Genomic DNA, 20706 nt, shown 5'->3' with positions numbered 1-20706 from the left:
GCAGCTGCCCTTGCGCCGCGTTCTGCGCCTGCCCGCCCGCGGTGGAGCCTTCCCCCACCCGAGGCTCCGCCGCAGCCTCGGTCGGTCCCCCGGCCGTGATGCAAGCTCCGCCATCACCGCTTCCCGAGCCGCTCTCTTCTCGATGCAGTGCTCGCAGGACTCCTCCGGGTCCCACTCGACGTCCTCGAGACCGAACCGCCGTACCCACATCCGCTCCCACACCACCCTCGCGCTCAGGCCGGGGCGTCGTCCCAGGGGAGGGACATCGTTTTCGCTACGCTTCCGGTGCATCGGCGAGGCGCTCCTCGGGATCCAACGGCGCCCATTCTGCCGACAACGGACGCGCTCGCCAAGCGCTATCTTCCTGAAAACGACGCTCTTTCGATAACTTACGCGCAGGCAGGCGGGGTCGTCATAGAATCGGACAGACCTCCTTACTTTCTCCACCGCTCCCCGGTGGTCGCGGTCCAGCGGGCTCTGCTCTCCGCCGGGCATGTTGGCGGCACAGCACCCCTTGCCCCATCGGTCGCGCCTTGCGCGATCGCACGCGCCTCCTTCCTTACCATCGCTCGTCGCGGCGGCGGGCGGCGCCACCGACGACGCCGCCCGCTGCCTTGCCGCTCGCCCCAGACCCGGCCATGGAGCCCGGGCAAGATCGCCGCGCCGCCCTTCGCTCCGCCGCGTCCGCCCCCACGCTGATGCCTTGTGCCCTCGCCTCAGGGAGCACGAGCAACGCTGTGGAGCCCTGCGCGCTTTTCCTGGGCCACAGGGCATACGTCACGGAGCCTGCCGCCAGCACGCCCGACAGGATGCAGCAACCACCACGAAAAGATGGCTGCCCACCCCCGGCCCGTGCTCGGCCCTCCGGGCCTGCGCGCGGTCCGCCCCTCCCATGCCCCGCGCTCCGCGCGGGACGGGAGGGGCCTCCCTTGCAACCGCAGTTCGGTGTCCAGCGCCACTGCGCCTCTGCCCCGCCGCCGCGACACCGCGATGCTCCGACGCCGCGTAAAAGCGATCTGCTGCCGGGCTGCCTTCAGCGACCGTAGGTTGGTATCCGGGTTTCCGGCCCGACGCAGAAGCAGTCAGCAGATCTTCGGTCCCTCCGCCCGCGCCTCTTGCGATCCACGCCAGGGTGGTGAAGTTCTCAGCGCCGGGCAGCCCACCGTGCCGCGTCTCCGCGACAAAAGAGTCCCTACCACCCCAGCGCGGGGTGCGTCCAACCATTTCTTGTCTCCTCTTCAGCTCAGCTGATCACGGAGCACCGCGCTCGTCAGTCACACGTAGGCATTCCGTTCAGCTCTCTGAAATTCTCAATCGATCTCGCCACGGGGCTAACTTCACTGGCCGCAGCTCGCATTGCCCGCGAAGTCCCAACATTCTCCGCTCACGCCCACCTCGCCGGCGTTTCCCGTCGGCGCCGTGCCACCGCCCTCTCCCGCTGTTCCTGCCATGAAGTTCGACAGCGTCGCCGCAGCGCCCGGCGGCGTCGCATATGCGATGCCCACAGCATGGCCGCCTCGACCACCGGCGCCGGGGCCGCCAGCTCCGCCTTGACCGCCTCGGCCGCCATCGCAGCCCCGGGTTGAGGGTGAAGTTCCCGAGGCGGCTCCGCCGGCAGCGCCGATACCGCCGTCCGCACCGCTCTGGCCGGCCACGCCATCTCCACCCTTCCCCGCCCTGCCGACCACCACCGTCACGTCGGTCAGCACGAGCTTCGTCCCCAGGCTCAGGATCCCGATGCTCGACCCGCCGGCCTTGCCTCCTCCGCCTCCCTTCCCGCCGCAACCACCCGCGCCGCCTCCGCCTCCGCTCGCTCCGGGGCCGTCGAAGGTGCCCGCGCCGACCTTGCAGAACACGCCGGCCTTCGCTCCCCCTCCGCCTCCGCCTCCTTGAGCCTTCTTCCCCGTTGCGCCGTTGGCTCCGTCGCCTCCCGCGACACCTGCCAGCATCAGCTCCGTGCCGCTCCCCGCGTCGCCGGGACCTCCAGCGTCACCGCTCTTGCCGTTCGCGCCGGCCTCGCATTCACCATCTGGCCCCGCTTGACCGACGCCACCAAGCCCCCGGTTGTTCGGGTTCGGCTCCGGCAGCGGCGCTCCATCCGCTCCCTTCAGCCCGTTGCCGTCCTCGGTCCCCGTGATCCCGCCGAGTCCGCCAGCACCTCCGCGCGTCTCGCCGTCCTCGCACGCCCTCACGCCGGGATCGCCACCGTACACGAGCTCGTCCCGTGCACACGCCGCCGATGCACTCGTCATCGGCGCGCTCGCCCCCACCTGCGGCGCCTCGTCCGGCATCGTGCCGTCCTCCCCAGCCATCCCGTCGCCCGCGGTTACGTCCACCTGCGCGAGTTCCGCCTCGACGTCCGCCACCGCCACGCCAATCGACGACCCGCCCGGCTCCGTCGCGCTCGCCGCGCGGATCGCGAAGCTCCGCACCTTCGCCCCGCTCGCCCCTCCACCGAGCGTCAGCGCCGCCGCGCCCGCAGGACCTTCCATCCCGCTCCGCGCTTCTGCGCTCCACGCCCACTCCGCCTCGCAATCGAAGCCTCCGATCACCTCCACCCCGGCCTCGATCGCTACGCTCTCCGCGAACGCTCCGCTCGTGCACGCGAGCACCCGCTTGTTCCCCGCGTTCGCCACCGCCTCCCCGAGCGACGCGTACGGTCTCGCCTTCGTCCCATCTCCCCCCGGCTCCGCCGTCGCGCTCGCGAACACCGCGCACTCGTCCGTCACCGTGCTCGCGTCCTGCGTCGGATCAGCCTCGCATCCGGGGCTTGCCACACTGCCGCCACCACCGTCGAGATAATGAGGACACGTGCGCAGGAACTCGCAATCATCCGCCAGCCCGATAGACAGATAGTCGCAGCCGCTCGCCGCCATGGAAACGGCACCCCAGCTCATCAACCACGTCATCCATCTGTTCCTCATTGTGCTCACCCTCGCCCCGCTCACCACATTCCCACGATGAAGACACCGCCCCCGTCTGCGTACGTCTGGGGCAAGACGCGCAGCGCGCGCCCCGCCGATGTGGCGCGTTGAGGCCACAGTGCATACGTGGCTGCGGCGACCGCCAGCGCCCCCGACGCCGCATAGCTGACCACGGACACCGTACCGAGACGAGCTGCGCGCCCCGCCTCACGCTCCATGTCGCGGCATCTGTAGATCAAGTCGCTCGGCGGCTCGATGCACTGTCCGTGCATCTGCTGGATCTGCGCTCGATGTCCGTCCGCATCGCTCCGCGCATTTCTCGACGCCACCGTGATCCCGATCCCCACGCCGAGCCACACCGCACTCGCCGCCCCCAGCGTGATCACCGGCACCCAATTCCTTCTCTTGTCCGGCAGCGGTCGCGGCTCTACCAGCACCGCCGGCGGCCCCGCCACGACCCCGACGATCCCCGCGCCCGTTGCGCTCCCGCCCCCCTCCGTCGTCGCTCCCGGCGCTGTCGACTCCTCGCTCTTCGCCAGCGCCACGCCCGCCGTCTCTCCCACAGCCCCTCGCACCCGCTGCTCGCACCACGCAGTTCGCGCGGGGGTGCTGATAACGACAGCAATGAGCACAAGGATGCCCACCCCCGGCCCGTGCTCGGCCCTGCGGGCCTGCGCGCGGTCCGCCCCTCCCAGGTCCCGCGCTTCGCACGGGACGGGAGGTGTCTCGCCTGCGACGGCAGTCCGAGCACCAACCAGGCGGCGCTTCCATCCCCCGGCGGCCGCGCCTCGAAGCTCTCCCGCTGCACAAAAGCGATCTGCTGCCGGGCTCCCTTCAGCGACCGTCGGATAACATCCGCTCTCGCGGCCCGACGCAGAAGAAGTCAGCAGATCAACGATCCCTCCGCCCGCGCCTTGGGCAGTCCACTCGCAGGTGGTGAAGTTGTCAGCGCCGGGAAGCCCACCGTGCCGCGTCTCCGCGACAAAACGGTCCCTACCACCCCGGCGCGGGGTGCGTCCAACCATTTCTTGTCTCCTCCTTCAGCTCAGCTGCTCGCGGAGCACTACATTCGTCAGTCGCTCATCCGCATTGCGCTCAGCTCTCGTAGATTCTCAATCATACCCACCGCGCTGCTCACTTCACCGGCCGCAGCTCGCATTGCCCGTGAAGTCCCAGCATTCTCCGCCCACGCCGACCTCGCCGGCATTTCCCCGCCCGGCGCCGTGTCTCCGCCCTCGCCCGATGTGCGCCATGAAGTTCGCCAAGGGCTTTCTTCCGACATCGAAGCTTTTTCACCCAGTTACGTGTAGCCACGCGGGATCGTCACGGAATCGTACGGTCGTCCTCACTTTCTCCACCGCTCGCCGGTAGCTGCGATCCACGGGGCTCTGCTCGCCGCCCCGCACGTCATCCGCGGGCACACCTCTCCCCTTCGACGGCGCTTCGCGCAATCGCCAGTTCCTCCTTCCGCCGCGCTTCTCGGCCCCGCGGGCGGCGCCATCAACGATGCCGCCCGCTACCGCATCAGTCGCTCACGGAAACTTCTGCTCCACCGCCGCCGTGCCTTCTGCGCCCGCGTTCTCCGCCACATTGCTGCTACCGCCAGGTCCTCCCATGCCGGGCGTACCGGGCATCAGCATCGTCTGCCCTTCCTGCTTCACCCCCTCCCCTCGGAACGCGATCGCCAGCGACGGTCCACCGAGGCCTCCTCCTCCTGGACCGCCGTTGCCGCCCTGGCCTCCCTGACCGCCAGCGCACGCGTTCTTCGAGCCGCCGACGCCCATGCCGCCAACTCCTCCAAGCCCGCCGGTGCCGCCCGGTTGAAGGTCGCCGCCGGCACCTCCCTTGCCCCCCTCGCCCGCCTTCAGCACGCAGTCCTTCAGCGTCACTTTCCCCTCCACGCTCGCGAGCGCGATGCTCGCTCCTCCGGCGCCGCCGCCCTGGCCGGGCAGCCCGCCGCAGCCGCCAGGACCGCCGCTACCGCCGCTCGCTCCGGCCCCTGAGCCACCTGCGCAGATCGCGGCGCCGCCCTTCGCACCCCCGCCCCCGCCTCCGCCTTGCCCCGGCTTGCCCGCTTCGCCAGCTTTGCCACTCACGCCCACGTAGCCCGACGAACTCAGCGTGCCGAGGCCGCTCCCGGCGTCACCGGGGTTGCCATCAGGACCGTTATCGCCGCCCTGACCAGTGCCACCAGCGGCACAGCTCCAGTTGCCTGCCGCGGGCTCTCCGGCGCCTGCTGCACCGAGGGCACCGGACGCACCGATATCGCCGCTAGTGCCATTAGTCACGTTACCATCACCACCACCACCGCCGATCGACAGTTCCCCGCCGCACTCGTTCACCACCTGGGAGCCGCCGGACAGCTTCGCGTCTGGCCCCGGCGTGCCGTCGAGATCGCTACACGCATCCGCTCCGGTGTTCCCCGGCGACGCCTGCGCCGGCACTTCGCTCGGCGCGTCCTCTCCCTCCGCGCCATCCGCTCCCTTGCCCGCGACCAGCTCGCACCGCGCTAGCTCGGCCTCCGCACCATCCACCAGCACCGCGATCGACGACGTGCCCGGTACCTCCGCATCCGCTACGTGCACCGACACGTCTTCGATCCTCACCACGCCCTCACCCCGCAACAGCTTTAGCGCGATCCCCTCTTCGGCGGGCGCCACGACAGTCTTCGCCGTCTCGCCGATCCAGGTCCAGCCGTTCGCGCAGTCGAGCCCACCGAACATCGTCACGCCCGCAGGCAGCTCCGCCGCCTCAGCGAACGTCTCCGCGCACGCGTACACCGCGCTCCCCAGCTCCGCCGCTCGCGTGATCGCCACGCTCAGCGTCTTCACAGGCTCCGCCTTCGTCCCGGCACCGTCGTCGTTACCGTTCACCGACACGAACACGCCGCACGCGTCCCCTACTGCCTCCGGGTTCTCGCTCGGCACGCAGCTCGCTGGTGTCCCGCCACCACTTCCAGCTTGAAGGAAGTAGTCGCACGTCACCATCCGCTGGCAGTTCCCTGTCACATCGAGCCACAGCGCATCACAGCCGCTGGCCATGATGGCGATCGCCGCAGTCGCCCATACCCGCTGCTTCGCTTGGATTCTCATCTTCTTCTCTCTGCGGCTCGTCACCAGACGCCAAGCAGGGTGACCCCTGCGCTTTGAGCACCTACTTGGGGCATCACGCGCACCGGCGCTGCCACCCGCGCCTTGGGCCGCGGCCATAGGGCATAAGTCACCGCGGCGACGGCAAGCACGCCTGACGCTGCAAACACGACTCGTGCCCCATTGCCCAACGTTTCCTCCCGCGAACCTGCGTCATTCAGCTCCGAGCAACGATCCACGAACGCGCTCGGCGGTTGCTTGCACTGCCCGCCCGCGTCGATGATCGCACTTCCCTGCACGTCGACATCATCGCTCGCAGCATTCGACGCCACCATCATCCCGATCCCCACGCCGAGCCCCACCGCGCTCGCCGCTCCCAGCGCGATCACCGGCACCCAGTTCCTCTTCGGCGGCGGCGGCAGCGGCTCCACCGGCACCACCGGCGGCCCCGCCACCGGCCCTCTCGCCCCCGCGCTCCCGCCCCCCTCCGTCGCCCCATCGCTCTTCGCCGCCGCCAGCGCCAGCGTCACCGCCGCCGTCGCTCCCTTCGCCACCGTCACCGTCTGGCTCGCCGGCGCATACCCCACCTGCCTCGCCTCCACCTGGTGCTCGCCCGGCTCCACGAACACCTCTCCTTCCAGCGGCGCTCGCCCCACCGCCTTGCCGTCCACAAGCACTTCCGCTCCGGCGACACCCACCGTCACCGCCACCGCGCCCACCTGCGCTCGCGACTCCGCGAACCGCTGCTCCGCCGTCGGCTTCAGCTTCGCCACCGTCTTCACAAGCGGCCAGTTCCTCAGCGCGAACGACAGGTGCTGCGCTGCTTCCCGGTGCTTCTTCAGCTGGTACTTCGTGTTCCCGAGGTTGTACGCCACGTCGAACGTCGGGTTCAGCTCCCACGCCGACTCGAGCTCCTTCTCCGCCTCCACGTACTTCTGCGACGCTGTCGCAGTCGAAGAGCCGCGCTCTTCGCACCATGCAACACGCCATGGCGCGCAGCACAGAACGATGGCGAGAAGGTAGCTGCCCACCCCCGGCCCGTGCTCGGCCCTACGGGCCTGCGCGCGGTCCGCCCCTCCCACGTCCCGCGCTCCGCGCTCCGCGCGGAACGGGAGGGGTCTCGCTCGCAACGGTGGCTCCTGTTCCAGCGCCGCGGCGCGTCCACCACGCCGCCGCAGCTCGCGCCTCTCGCACCACGCAAAAACGATCTGCTGCCGGGCTGCCTTCAGCGACCGTAGGTTGGTATCCGGGTTTCCGGCCCGACGCAGAAGCACTCAGCAGATCTTCGGTCCCTCCGCCCGCGCCTCTTGCGATCCACGCCAGGGTGGTGAAGTTTTCAGCGCCGGGCAGCCCACCGCGCCGCGTCTCCGCGACAAAAGAGTCCCTACCACCCCGGCGCGGGGTGCGTCCAACCATTTCTTGTCTCCTCCTTCAGCTCAGCTGATCACGGAGCACCGCGCTTGTCAGTCACACGTAGGCATTCCGTTCAGCTCTCTGAAATTCTCAATCGATCTCGCCACGGGGCTAACTTCACTGGCCGCAGCTCGCATTGCCCGCGAAGTCCCAACATTCTCCGCTCACGCCCACCTCGCCGGCGTTTCCCGTCGGCGCCGTGCCACCGCCCTCTCCCGCTGTTCCTGCCATGAAGTTCGACAGCGTCGCCGCAGCGCCCGGCGGCGACGCATATGCGATGCCCACAGCATGGCCGCCTCGACCACCGGCGCCGGGGCCGCCAGCTCCGCCTTGACCGCCTCGGCCGCCATCGCAGCCCCGGGTTGAGGGCGAAGTTCCCGACGCGGCTCCGCCGGCAGCGCCAACGCCACCATCCGCACCGCTCTGTCCGGCTACGCCATTGCCCCCCTTGCCCGCCTTGCCGACCGTGACGGTGACGTCGGTCAGCACAAGCTTCGTCCCCAGGCTGAGGATTCCGACGCTCGACCCGCCCGCCTTCCCGCCTCGGCCGCCCTTGCCGCCGCAACCACCGGCGCCACCGCCTCCGCCGCTGGCGCCAGGGCCAGCGATCGGATTCGCTGAGGGCCCGCAGAACAGCCCTGCTTTCGCGCCTCCGCCGCCACCTCCCCCTTGACCTTTCTTCCCCGTTCTACCGTCACCGCCGTCGCCTCCGGCGATGCCAGCCAGAGTCAACTCCGTGCCGCCCCCGGCCTCACCGGTCTCGCCGTCAGTGCCGGGAAAACCATCTTCTCCGCGCCTGCAGTTGGCGTCGGCCTGCCCAGCGCCACCGATCCCGTACTCGTCTGGGTTCGGGTCCGGCAACGGCGCGCCATCCGCGCCTTTCTGCCCGTTGCTCTCGTCGGTATCGGTGGTCCCGCCGAGCCCCCCCTTACCCCCTTGCGTCTCGCCGTCCTCGCACATCGTCACCCCGGGCTCGCCGCCGTAGACGGTCTCGCATGCCTTCGACACCTCCGCCGACGCGCTCGCTCCCGCCTGCGGCGCCTCCGTCGGCGGCTCGCCGTTCGCGCCAGCTATCCCATCGCCCGCGGTCACGTCCACCTGCGCCAGTTCCGCATCGACGTCCGCCACCGCAACGCCGATCGACGACCCACCCATCGCCTCCGCATTCGCCGCGCTCACCGCGAAGCTCCTTACCTTCGCCCCGCTTGCGCCCTCGCCAAGCGTCAGCGCCACGGCGCCCGCAGGCCCCTCGATCCCGCTCCGTGCCTCCTCGCTCCACCTCCACTCCGCCGCGCAGTCGAAGCCCCCAATCACCTCCACCCCGGCATCGATCGTCACGCTCTCCACAAACGCTCCGCTCGCACACGCAAGCACCCGCTTGTTCCCCGCTTTCGCAACCGCCTCGCTCAGCGACGCGTACGGCTTCGCCTTCGTCCCGTCTCCCCCGGACTCCGCCGTCGCGCTCACGAATACCGCGCACTCGTCCCTCACCGTGCTCGCGTCCTCCGTCGGATCCGCCTCGCACCCGGGGTTCGGGCCACCGCCGGCTGCGCCTGCGGACGCAAAATGGTCGCACGTCAGCATCAGCTCGCAGTCGTCCGCCATGTGGTCCCAGAACTCGCTGCAGCCGCAAATCGCCGTGAGAAGCCCCAAGGTTCCTACGATCCAATACCTTCTGCCCATGGTCGTCGCTTCCTTGTTTGAGCTCACCACACACCCACCACATCGATGCCCACGTTGCCTGTTTGCACCCTTGGCAGTGCGCGAACTCGCTCCGTTGCTGCCTTCCTCGATCGAGGCCACAGCGCATATGTCACCGCAGCAACCGCCAGCGCGCCCGAAGCGATGTAAGCCACGCGTGCTGCGTTGCCCAACGTCTCGCCCCTGGCGCCGATGCTCTGAAGCTCTTCACATGGCCTGACGAACCCATCCGAGGGCGTCGCGCATTCTCCTCCAGCGCCCAGAATTTCGTCGCGTTTGGCACGCGCATCATCGCCTGCGCCGTTCCTCGCCACGGTCATCCCGATCCCCACGCCGAGCCCCACAGCGCTCGCCGCCCCCAGCGCGATCACCGGCACCCAGTTCCTCTTCAGCGGCGGCGGCAGCGGCTCCACCGGCACCACCGGCGGCCCCGCCACCGGCCCTCTCGCCCCCGCGCTCCCGCCCCCCTCCGTCGCCCCCTCGCTCTTCGCCGCCGCCAGCGCCAGCGTCACCGCCGCCGTCGCTCCCTTCGCCACCGTCACCGTCTGGCTCGCCGGCGCATACCCCACCTGCCTCGCCTCCACCTGGTGCTCGCCTGGCTCCACGAACACCTCTCCTTCCAGTGGCGCTCGCCCCACCGCCTTGCCATCCACAAGCACTTCCGCTCCGGCGACACCCACCGTCACCGCCACCGCGCCCACCTGTGCTCGCGACTCCGCGAACCGCTGCTCCGCCGTCGGCTTCAGCTTCGCCACCGTCTTCACAAGCGGCCAGTTCCTCAGCGCGAACGACAGGTGCTGCGCTGCTTCCCGGTGCTTCTTCAGCTGGTACTTCGTGTTCCCGAGGTTGTACGCCACGTCGAACGTCGGGTTCAGCTCCCACGCCGACTCGAGCTCCTTCTCCGCCTCCACGTACTTCTTGTCCGAGTAGAGGCGCAGCCCTTGTCGAAAGAACGCATCGGCGCGCGTCACCGCGTCGCCACCGCTGGCGTTGGCGCCGGCGGGCGCTTCCTGCGGCGCGGCAGGCTGCGCGCTGGCGACATCGGCAGCGGCCATCACGGTCGCGGCAGTGAACAACACGGCAAGGCTTCGGCAGTTCATCATCATGGCTCCACGCGGGTTCACTCCATCACGTCATCGGCGAGCTGTTTCTCGGGGGTGGGCGCAGGCGCCGCCGGCGTCGGCGTCGGCGTCAGCGGTCGGTGCGGCGCAGGGCGCACCGGCCGCGCGGGCGCCTGCGGCGGCGGCACCTGCGGTGCGATGGCCTCCAGCGGGGGCACGGGCGGCTCGCTCGGCGGCGCGGTGTCGTCGAGGCTCGGCTCGACCGCCTCCGGCGGTGCCGGCGCTGCCGGCGGCAAGAGATCCGAGACCGCCGGCGGCGCCGTCGCGCTCTGCACCGGCGCCCCGCTCGGCGGCAGCGCGGGCTCCTGCTCTTTCGGCGGAGCAGCTCGCTTCAGGATCATCGACAGCACGAACGGGCTGCTCACCGCGATGATCGCCAGCACCACCATCAGCCACGTCGGCATCCACTGCCGCCGCTGCCCGGTCGCCGGCGTGACGACAGGCTCCTTCGAGACGGCGACGGGCGGCGGCGTCACCGGCAGCAACGACGACGGCAACAGCGACTTATCGATCGGCGGCAGCCCTCGGTCCGCCCACTGGCTCGGCGCCGGCGCCCCCTGCTGCTGCGCCGGTGCGCTCTGCTGCTGCGCCGGTGCGCGCTCCGGAGCCGCCGCGCCCCCGAACACCGGCACACGCTGCGTCACCAGCGCTCCCTGCTGCATCGGCGCGCCGTGCACCGGCACGCGCTGCGGAGGCGTCGCGCCCTGGTGCGCCACCGGCGCACGCGGCGTTGCCATCGCGCCCTGATGCGGCACCGCCGCTCCCGGCAGCGCCGCCGCCCCGTGCGGATGCACCTGCTGATGCGCCACCGCCCCGTGCGGCACTGCCTGCTGCGGCGCCGTCGCCGAAAACGGCGGCGGCCCCCCTTGCACCGGCATCGGCCCCCCTTGCACCGGCATCGGCGGCGGCCCCCCGTGCGCCGGCATCGGCGGCCTCCCTTGCACCGGAAACGGCGGCGGCACCGCTTGCACCGGCATCGGCGGCGGTCCTGTTCGCTCCTTGGCCACCGCAGGCACCACCGGGAACTGGAACAGCGGCTGTCCCGTCGGCTTCTGCTGCTGCATCTCGGACAGCGCGCGGTCCAGCTCCGGGTTGTTCTGCGCCTGCCGCAGCTTCCGCTCCGCCACTTCCGGATCCGCCTCGCGCCGGATGCTCTCGAGGTCCGGCAGGTACTGCCGGATGTCGTCGCTGTCCTTGTTGCTGCCCATCTCGAAGACCTCTCTCCTCAGCGACTAGAACGGCCTGCACCCCGCCGACGGGCACGGCTTCGCGCCCCCTTGTTGCGCCGGCGCCGCAGCCTTCGCCGGCGCCGCCTTCTTCCGCTCCTCGATCACCCTCAGAAACGACGGCTTCTGACGCTTCGGCATCGGGTAGAAGTCCTCATCGTCCGCCGCCTCGACAGCCGCTGCCTTCGCCGCGGGCGGCGCCTTCGCTGCCGGCTGCTCCCCGGAAGCAGGAGAAGGCGCCTCGGCCTTCCCGGAAGAAGTTGCCTCGATCGCCGCAGCCGTCCGGCCCTTCTCCGTCGCCGCGCCTTCCGCCGCCACGTCGGCAGCGCTCGCTGCGGCCGCGTTCGCTGCGGCCGCGTTCGCTGCGGCGGCGTTCGCTGCCGCCTCCGGCGCCGGCGCAGCTGCCGCGGAGCTCGCCTCGGGTGCAGGCGCAGCCACCGCCGGCGCCGCCGCGGCCGCCGTCGGCGCCACCGCAGCTGCCGTCGGTGCAGCCGCGGCCGCCGTCGGCGCCGCGCTCTCGACCGGTGCCGCCGGTTCCCCTGACACCGGCACCGGCGCGGCGTCGCGCGCCGCTCGCATCCACAGCGTCACGCCCACGCCTGCCAGCGTGAGCGCCAGCGCCGCCACCGGCGCCAGCACGTACGCGCTCGTCCTCCTCCGGCGCGGCTGCGCCACCACGGCCACCGGTGTCCTCGGCGCCTCGCTCCGCAGCGACGCCGCTGCGCCGGCGCTCGGCGCCGTCACCGAGCTCGGCACCGGCAGCGGCAACGGCGCAGCCGCTGCAATCGGCAGCTGCACCGACACCGCTCGCTGCGTTTCCATCAGCGCCAGCGGCGGCGTCGCGTACGGCGCCGCTGCCTGCGGCCCCGTCACCGGCAACGGCGGCGGCGCCGCTGCCTGCGGCCCCGTCCCCGGCAGCGGCGGCGGCACCGCTCGCTGCGCCCCCGTCACCGGCAGCGGCGGCGGCACCGCTCGGTGCGGCGGCACATCCACCGAGTGCGGCGTCACGTACGGCGGCTCCAGCTCCGGCCGCGACGGCGCCGCCGCTCGCTGCGCCTCGCTCCACGACGCCTGCACCGCCGCAGCGTACTGCAAGGGCTGCGACGCCTGCGCCGCCGCGGCGTACTGCAACGGCTGCGACGCCTGCGCCGCCGCGGCGTACTGCAACGGCTGCGACGCCTGCACCGCCGCGGCGTACTGCAACGGCTGCGACGCCTGCACCGCCGCGGCGTACTGCAACGGCTGCGACACCTGCGGCCCCGCCCCGTACTGCGCCTCCATCGGCCGCACCGGCAGCGGCCCCGAGTACCCCTCCACCCTCATCTCCGCCATCGGCGGCAGCCCCGCATAGCTCCCCGCCCTTACCTCCGCCGGCACCGGCGGCGCCCCCGCAACCCCTGGCGCCCCGCCCTGCGGCAGCGGCGGCGGCACCGCGCGCGCCTGCGCCATCTGCTCCGCCCACTTCCCCGACAGCTTCGCCGTCGACTCCAGCGGCTTCAGCGCGGGCAGCGGCTCCGTGTGCCCCACCCCCCGCCCCCGCGGCACACGCGACGCCGGCGCGAACGGCAGCGCGCTCGCCGGCGCCACGAACTGCTCCAGCGGCGCCGTCTCCCCGTGCACCACCCGCCGCGCCCGCTTCTCGCCCTCCGCGCCCGCTCGCTCCATCCCGCCCTCCTGCCGCGCCTCCTCCGTCTCCGCCTCTCCCTCCACCGGCGCGCTGTCCTCCAGCGCCACCCCCGCGAACGCCGCCTGCCGCTCCGCCTCCATCCGCTCCCGCGCCAGCCGCTGCGCCAGCACGTGCCCGGCAGGCACCGTGTCCCTCAACAGCCCCCGCAGGTCCCTCGCCACGTCATCGAACCTCGGATACCGCTCTTCCCGGTCGATCGCGATGCACCTCGCCACCACAGGCCACAGGAACTCGGGGCAATCCGGCACGATCTCGTGCACTGGCTCCGGCGCCGCCACAAGGTGCCCCGTCAACGTCTCCTCCGCCGTCGCTGGCTCGCTGTCGTCCAGGAACAGGTGCTTCCCCGTCAGCACCTCGTAGAAGATCGCGCCGAACGCGTAGATGTCCGTACGCCCGTCAGGCCTCGCCCGCTCCACCCGCTCGGCCTTCCTCGAGCTCGTGTACAGCATCTTCACCTGCTCCGGAGAGATGTACCTCACCGTCCCCACGTCCGGCAGATCATCGGTGTTCATCCCGCCGTCCGCGAACTTCGCTATCCCGAAGTCGAGCAGCCACACGTGCCCTTTCGCGTCCGCCTTCGTCCCCACCATGATGTTCTCGGGCTTCAGGTCACGGTGCCATATCCCCTTCGAGTGCACGAACGTCATCGCGTCCGCCACCTGCAGCATCACGTGCATCGCGCTCAGGAAGTCCAGACGGTACGCCTTGTTCAGCAGCTTCCTCAGCGTCCTCCCCTCGAGGTAATCCATCACGATGTACGCCACGTGATCCGGCGACACACCCGCCTTCTTCATCCTCACGATGTTCGGGTGCTTCAGCTTCGGATAGAACTTGCACTCCTGCCGGAACCGACGCGCGAAGTCCTCTCTCTTCAGGTGCCGTGGCAGCATGCACTTGATCGCCACCACGTCGTCCGAGTAGTCCTCCACCGCCTTGTACACTTCACCCATCCCACCCGCGTCGATCACCTCCGTGATCCGGTAGTCAAGGAACACGTCCCCGGCCTTCAGCGCCTCCCGCGCCATCACCACACCCCCAGGACGAGCGAGATAACGAGAAGAAGAAGAAGAAGGGAGATCTGATGCCCACCCCCGGTCGGTGCTCGGCGCTTCGCGCCTGCGCGCCGCCCGCCCCTCCCAAGTCCCGCGCTACGCGCGGGACGGGAGGGGTCGCCCCGCCATAGCCTCACCGCCCTCCAGGACTTATGCACCGCTCCTCCTAAGGAGTTCTAACCTTCAGATCCGTCAGGCATCGGCAACCCGCGCCAGAATGCACGTCACGTGCTGGGGCTCGCCGTTCTCATCAGCGCAGTCGACCAGCAGGCTGGCCGCGAGGCGCAGCTCGCGGTGCGCCGCGAGGATGCCGGTGATCCGGCGCTCGGCCACAGCACTCCAGAGGCCGCCCGAGCACACGAGGAAGACGTCGCCCGGCTCCGTGCTCTCGACCTGGGTCTTCATCTCCACCGCCGCCTCGCAACCGAGCGCGCGCGGCGCCGCCTTTGCATGTTGCACCAGCATGGCCAGCGCATCCGGCGAGACGGCTCCATCCGACACGCCACCCTCAAGCGCCACGAGATCACGCGTTCGCTCCTCCAACCTGCCGCCACGGAATCGATAGATGCGCATCTCGCCGACGTAGGCGATGTACACCGCCCCAGGCGCGAGCAGCACACCGGCGAAGCTCACCGGCGCGCCGCTCCGGCCCGGCTCCGGGCGATCGCCCTCGGGGCGGCAAGGATAGGTTCGACGAGGACTCATCATGAGTCGCACTTCGTCCCGACACTGCGGCGCAGTCATCTCACCAGCCCACCCTCCTTCCGCACTACCTTCCAAGCATGCGTGTACCACCTCAACAGCAGTACGGGAGACAACCTCTCCGCCGAATCCACCCGTGACCAGGAACAGCCCCAGACAGGGCAGCTCACCAGAGCGCCCCTCGTTGCTCGCACGACGCCTCGACACGGGGGCATCCGCCCCCGCCTCGATGGCGAGCGTTGGACACACCATCGTCCACCTCGCACGCTCGTCGCAAGGACGAGCCGAGTCAGGGCGCACCACACCCGCGGTGCGCCAGTTTCTACTCTGTCGCCCAGCACACGGCGCCGCCGCCGTGCGCCCTCAGCACGCCTGGGCCGTCAACGGCTGCTCGCTCGAACCGGCCGCTCGTGACGGGGCCTCTCGGTCAAGCGCTCAAACGTCCTCGCGCTCAAGCCGCGCCAGTCGCACCAGCTTCAGCAGCAGCCGTCTGCAATGGCGCCTGCTCCGCTTCATTCGCCCACCCGTCCTGGATGGGATCGTCCCATAGCTCAGCCGCAGCTTCGGTCGGTTCCCCGACCGTAATGCAAGCGCCGCCATCACCGCTTCCCGAGCCGCTCTCTTCTCGATGCAGTGCTCGCAGGACTCCTCCGGATCCCACTCGACGTCCTCGAGACCGAGCCGCCGTACCCACAGCCGCTCCCACTCCCCCCTCGCGCTCAGGCTGGGGCGTCTTCCCCAGGGAGGGACATCGTTTCCGCTGGACTTCCGGCGCATCGACAGGGCGCTCCTTGGGCTCGCGCGGCGCGTATACTGCCGGCCACGAAAGAGCTCGCCAAGCGTTTTCGTCCAGAAATCGATGTTTCTCGCCCACTTACGCTCAATCAAGCGAGATTGTCACAAAATCGTACGGTCTCCTCACTTTCTCCCCCGCTCGCCGGTAGTAGCGGTCCACCAGACTCTGCTCGCCGCCGGGCACCTCACCTGCGGGGCACACCTCTCCCCTTCGATTGCGCTTCTCGCGATCGCCAGCCCTCCTTCCACCGCGCTTCGCGGCGACGCGGGCGACGCCATCAACGACGCCGCCCGCTATCTCACCGCTCGCTCACGGAAACTCCTGCTCCGCCGCCGCCGTGCCTGCCGCGCCAGCGTTCTCCAACACGTCGTTGCTGCCGCCGGGCCCCCCGGCCCCCGGCGTGCCCGGTTGCAGCATCGTCTGCCCTTCCTGCTTCACCGCCTCGCCGCGGTATGCGATCGCGAGCGACGGCCCGCCGAGGCCTCCTCCTCCTGGACCGCCGTTGCCTCCCTGGCCTCCCTTCCCGCCATCGCACGCAGCCTTCGAGCCGCCTACGCCCGTGCCGCCAGTTCCGCCGACACCACCAAGCCCACCCGGCTGGAGGTCGCCGCCCGCGCCTCCCTTGCCTCCTTCGCCCGCCTTCAGCACGCAGTCCTTCAGCGTCACCTTCCCGTCCACGCTCGCCAGCGCGATGCTCGCGCCGCCAGCTCCGCCGCCTTGGCCGGGTAGCCCGCCGCAACCACCAGGGCCTCCACTGCCTCCGCTCGCTCCTGCGCCTGGCATCGCGCCCGGGCAGATCGCCGTGCCGCCCTTCGCGCCGCCGCCGCCTCCTCCGCCCTGACCTGGCTTGCCCGCTCCTCCGGCGCCGCCGCTCACGCCCACGTAGCCCAACGAGCCCAGCGTGCCGAGACCGCTCGCGGCGACGCCGACGTCGCCGCGAGCGCCGTTGTCACCAACACCAGCGCCACCATTTGTGCCGCCGACATTGCAGTTCCAGCCGTCGTCACTCTCTCCGAGTCCGCCAGATCCATTTCCTGCGCTCACTGGCGTTCCGATATCTCCGCCGGTGCCATTCAGCACATTTCCATCACCACCACCACCGCCGATCGACAGCCCCCCGCTGCACTCGTTGACCACTTGGGCGCCACCGGATAGCGTTGTGTCTGGCCCCGGCGTGCCATCAACATCGCTACACGCGTTCGTTCCGGCATTCCCAGGCGACGCCTGCGCCGGCGCCTCGCTCGGCGCATCCTCTCCCTCGGCACCCTCCGCTCCGTTCCCCGCGACCAGCTCGCACCGCGCCAGCTCAGCCGTCGCTCCGTCCACCAGCACCGCGATCGACGAGCCGCCCGGCTCCGTCGCGCTCGCCGCGCGGATTGCGAAGCTCGTCACCTTCGCCCCGCTCGCGGCCTCCGACAGCGTCAACGCTACCTCATCCGCTGGCCCCTCGATCGCGCTCCGCGCATCTTCGCTCCACGCCCATCCCGCGTCGCAGTCGAAGCCCCCGATTACCTCGACAGCCGCCTCGATCCTCACGCTCTCCGCGAACGCTCCGCTCACGCACGCGAGCACCCGCTTGTTCCCCGCGTTCGCCACCGCCTCCACGAGCGACGCGTACGGCTTCGCCTTCGTCCCGTCTCCCCCTGGTTCCGCCGTCGCGCTCACGAACACCGCGCACTCGTCCGTCACCGTGCTCGCGTCCTGCGTCGGGTCCGCCTCGCATGCGGGGTTCGGCGGTCCGCCGCCCGCTGCTTGGAGCCAGTCGTGTTGTGGGCCCTTCAGCATGTAGTCAGGGTCGCTGGTCAGGCCGATCGACAGCGCGTCGCACCCGACGGCCGCAAGCACCGCGCAGAGGGTGCCAGCCGTGATGCCACTAAGTCTTCTCACGTTCGCATCCTTTCCTTACCGTCGCCGCTCACCACACACCAACGACTCCCAGACCTCGCTCTCCCTGCGCTACCCAAGCCGTCGGCAGCACACCCACCGCGCTGCTCGATGCAGACGAGCGAGGCCACAGCGCATAGACCAACGCACCTGCGGCCAGCGCACCAGACGCCGCATAGGCCACGACGGCTCCAGTACCGAACGTTTCAGCTCGCCCCGCTCTCTCGTCGAACGAGCTGCACGCACTCGCAACATTGCTCGGCGCGTGAACGCACCCAGGCCCCTGCGATAGGATCGCAGCACGCTGCGCATCCGCGTCGCTCCGCGCGTTACTGGACGCCACCGTCATCGCGATTCCCACGCCGAGCCCCACCGCGCTCGCCGCGCCCAGCGCGATCACCGGCACCCAGTTCTTCTTCGGCGGCGGCTGCGGCTCCACCGGGCCCGCAGGCGGCTGCCCCGTCACCGGCCCACCGGCCCCCGCGAACGACGCGTTCGCCCCCCCCTCCGTCTTCACGCCCGCCGACGCCTGCGGCGCGGCCTTCACCGGCGTAATCGCCAGCTTCACCTCCGCCGTCCCTCCCTTCGCCACGCCCACCGTCTGGCTCGCCGGCTCGTAGTCCAGATGCGTCGCCTCCACTCGGTGCTCGCCGGGGTCGACGAACACCTCCCCTTCCAGCGGCGCCCGCCCCACGCTCTTGCCGTCCACCAGCACTTCCGCTCCCGCTACGGTGACCGACACCTTGAGCGCACCCACCTGCGCTCGCGACTCCGCCAGCCACTGCTCCGCTCTCGGCTTCAGCTTCGCCACCGCCTTCAGGAGCGGCCAGTTCCTCAGCGCGAACGACAGGTACCTCGCTGCTTCCTTATGCTTCTTCAGCTGGTACTTCGTGTTCCCGAGGTTGTACGCCACGTCGAACGTCGGGTTCAGCTCCCACGCAGACTCAAGCTCCGCTTCGAAATACGGGTCTGACGCCGTGGCAGACGACACCCCGATCTCTTCGCCCCACGCAGCACCCGCTGGCGCGCAGCACAGAAGAGCAGCGACAAGATAGATGCCCACCCCCGGCCCGTGCTCGGCCCTGCGGGCCTGCGCGCGGTCCGCCCCTCCCTTGCCCCGCGCTACGCGCGGGATCTCGGTCGCGACGGCCACTCCGCGTCCAGCGCAGCGGCGCGTCCGCCCCCTCGCGCCTCGCGGCTCCCCCGCCGCGCAAAAGCGATCTGCTGCCGGGCTGCCTTCAGCGACCGTAGGATGGTATCCGGGTTTTCGGCCCGACGCAGAAGCAGTCAGCAGATCACCGGTCCCTCCGCCTGCGCCTCTTGCGATCCACTCCAGGGTGGTGAAGTTTTCAGCGCCGGGCAGCCCACCGTGCCGCGTCTCCGCGACAAAAGAGTCCCTACCACCCCGGCGCGGGGTGCGTCCAACCATTTCTTGTCTCCTCCTTCAGCTCAGCTGCTCACGGGGCGCCGCGCTCGTCCGCATTACCTTCAGCCCGCCCCAATTCTCACTCCGTCTCAACCGTCGTCGACCTTCACTGGTCGCAGCTCGCATTGCCCGCAAAGTCCCAGCACTCGCCCACTCTCCCCAGGTCGCCCGCGATGCCGCCAGGACCCCCGAGACCACCCTCGCCCGCTGTGCCCGCCACGAAGTTCGCCAGCGTTACCGCCGCTCCCGGCGCCACCGCGTACGCAAGCCCCACCGCATGACCGCCTCGGCCGCCTGCACCGGGACCACCAGCTCCACCTCGGCCGCCGTCGCCGCCTTTGCAGCCCGGGATGGAGGGTGACACCCCCGATGCTGCTCCACCGGAGGCACCAGCCCCACCGTTGGCCCCGCTCTGTCCGGCGACTCCATCTCCGCCCTTGCCCGCCTTGCCCACCGCAACGGTGACGTCGGTCAGCACCAGCTTCGTCCCGAGACTCACGATCCCGATGCTCGACCCGCCCGCCTTGCCACCCCCCCCGCCCTTTCCACCACAACCGCCGGCGCCACCGCCGCCGGCGCTGGCGCCAGGACCGACCATCGGGTTCGCTGAGGGCCCGCAGAACAGCCCTGCTTTCGCGCCCCCGCCGCCACCTCCCCCTTGACCACGCGTTCCAGGCATGCCGATGCCGCCGTCGCCACCCTCGATTCCGGCCAGCGTCAGCGTCATGTCACTGCTGGCCACGCCAGCCATGCCGCGAGTTCCGCTCTTCCCGACTGTGCCGGGCTTGCAGTCACCGTCCGGGTCCGTCTGCCCCGTGCCGCCGAGCCCGGACGCGTCGGCGTTCGGCTCCGGCAACGGCGCGCCATCCGCCCCCTTCTGTCCGTTACCCTCGTCGGTACCGGTCATCCCGCCGAGTCCACCGACGCCGCCGCGCGTCTCACCGTCCTCACACGTCGTCACACCGGGCTCGCCGCCGAAGACAACGGTATTGCACGCATTCGACAGCTCTGCCGGTGCGCTAGCCCCCGCCTGCGGCGCCTCCGTCGGAGTCTCACCACTCGCACCGGCCATCCCATCGCCCGCCGTCACATCCACCTGCGCCAGTTCCGCCTCGATGTCCGCCACCGCCACGCCGATCGACGACCCGCCCGGCTCCATCGCGCTCGCCGCGCGAACCGCGAAGCTCCTCACCTTCGCCCCGCTCGCGGCTTCCGTCATCGTAAGCGCCACCGCGCCCGCAGGCCCCTCGATCGCGCTCCGCGCCTCCTCACTCCACGTCCACTCTGCCCCACAGTCGAAGCCGCCGATAACCTCGACCTTGGCCCCAATCGTCACGCTCTCCGCGAACGCACCGCTCGTGCACGCCAGCACTCGCTTGCCGTTCGCGTTCGCCACCGCCTCCCCGAGCGACGCGTACGGCTTCGCCTTCGTCCCGTCTCCTCCCGCTTCCGCCGTCGCGCTCGCGAACACCGCGCACTCGTCTGTCACCGTGCTCGCGTTCTGCGTCGGATCAGCCTCGCATACCGGGTTCGGCACGCTGCCTCCGGTGCCTGATGGATAGAAATGACCGCACGTAACCAGGAGTTCGCAGTCGTCCGCGAGGTGGCTCCAGAAGCTATCGCACCCCCCTACCGCCAAGACGAACGTCAACCCGCCGAGCGCTTTGCGCATGTTCCGCACGTGC

The 20706-nt window shown here is 70.5% G+C and carries 12 protein-coding genes; all 12 read right to left on the bottom strand.

Going from position 1 to position 20706, the window contains the following annotated elements; all coding sequences use genetic code 11:
* Window positions 1-1337 precede the first annotated feature (1337 nt).
* The 12 genes from WMF45_RS03585 to WMF45_RS03530 all read right to left on the bottom strand — a co-directional run bounded on the left by WMF45_RS03585 (window position 1338) and on the right by WMF45_RS03530 (window position 20693).
* Window positions 1338-2909 carry a hypothetical protein gene (locus WMF45_RS03585; protein WP_437715561.1) on the bottom strand — a complete coding sequence of 524 codons (1572 nt, stop codon included), beginning with the start codon at window positions 2907-2909 and terminating at the stop codon, window positions 1338-1340.
* Between the two features lie 35 nt (window positions 2910-2944).
* Complete coding sequence (locus WMF45_RS03580; protein WP_437715560.1) at window positions 2945-3487, bottom strand: hypothetical protein; 543 nt, start codon at window positions 3485-3487, stop codon at window positions 2945-2947.
* A gap of 969 nt (window positions 3488-4456) precedes the next feature.
* On the bottom strand, window positions 4457-6016 hold the full coding sequence (locus tag WMF45_RS03575) for a PGRS family protein (RefSeq protein ID WP_437715559.1): 1560 nt from the start codon (window positions 6014-6016) through the stop codon (window positions 4457-4459).
* Window positions 6017-6036: 20 nt separating this feature from the next.
* A complete protein-coding gene (locus WMF45_RS03570) occupies window positions 6037-6942 on the bottom strand; it encodes a PEGA domain-containing protein (RefSeq protein WP_437715558.1) in 906 nt (301 codons plus the stop codon).
* A gap of 601 nt (window positions 6943-7543) precedes the next feature.
* Window positions 7544-9079 carry a hypothetical protein gene (locus WMF45_RS03565; protein WP_437715557.1) on the bottom strand — a complete coding sequence of 512 codons (1536 nt, stop codon included), beginning with the start codon at window positions 9077-9079 and terminating at the stop codon, window positions 7544-7546.
* Window positions 9080-9132: 53 nt separating this feature from the next.
* Entirely contained in the window at window positions 9133-10206 is a 1074-nt protein-coding gene (locus WMF45_RS03560; RefSeq protein ID WP_437715556.1) for a PEGA domain-containing protein, read from the bottom strand.
* A 41-nt stretch (window positions 10207-10247) separates the two neighbouring features.
* Window positions 10248-11456, bottom strand: coding sequence for a hypothetical protein (locus tag WMF45_RS03555; RefSeq protein ID WP_437715555.1), 1209 nt, complete (start codon window positions 11454-11456; stop codon window positions 10248-10250).
* A gap of 24 nt (window positions 11457-11480) precedes the next feature.
* A complete protein-coding gene (locus WMF45_RS03550) occupies window positions 11481-14186 on the bottom strand; it encodes a protein kinase domain-containing protein (protein ID WP_437719485.1) in 2706 nt (901 codons plus the stop codon).
* A gap of 219 nt (window positions 14187-14405) precedes the next feature.
* Window positions 14406-14846 (bottom strand): PP2C family protein-serine/threonine phosphatase, encoded by a 441-nt coding sequence (locus WMF45_RS03545; protein WP_437715554.1) that lies wholly within the window; start codon window positions 14844-14846, stop codon window positions 14406-14408.
* A gap of 1174 nt (window positions 14847-16020) precedes the next feature.
* Window positions 16021-17598, bottom strand: coding sequence for a hypothetical protein (locus tag WMF45_RS03540; protein WP_437715553.1), 1578 nt, complete (start codon window positions 17596-17598; stop codon window positions 16021-16023).
* A gap of 28 nt (window positions 17599-17626) precedes the next feature.
* Window positions 17627-18586: a PEGA domain-containing protein gene (locus tag WMF45_RS03535; protein WP_437715552.1), complete on the bottom strand. Its 960-nt coding sequence runs from the start codon at window positions 18584-18586 to the stop codon at window positions 17627-17629.
* 541 nt (window positions 18587-19127) lie between these two features.
* Window positions 19128-20693, bottom strand: a complete 1566-nt coding sequence (locus WMF45_RS03530; RefSeq protein WP_437715551.1) for a hypothetical protein — start codon at window positions 20691-20693, stop codon at window positions 19128-19130.
* Window positions 20694-20706 lie beyond the last annotated feature (13 nt).

It is taken from the genome of Sorangium sp. So ce448, from assembly GCF_051520915.1.
GTDB classification, from domain to species: domain Bacteria; phylum Myxococcota_A; class Polyangia; order Polyangiales; family Polyangiaceae; genus Sorangium; species Sorangium cellulosum_B.
The sequence above is the reverse complement of the archived record's forward strand: the minus strand, read 5'-3'. Positions and strand labels throughout refer to the sequence as shown.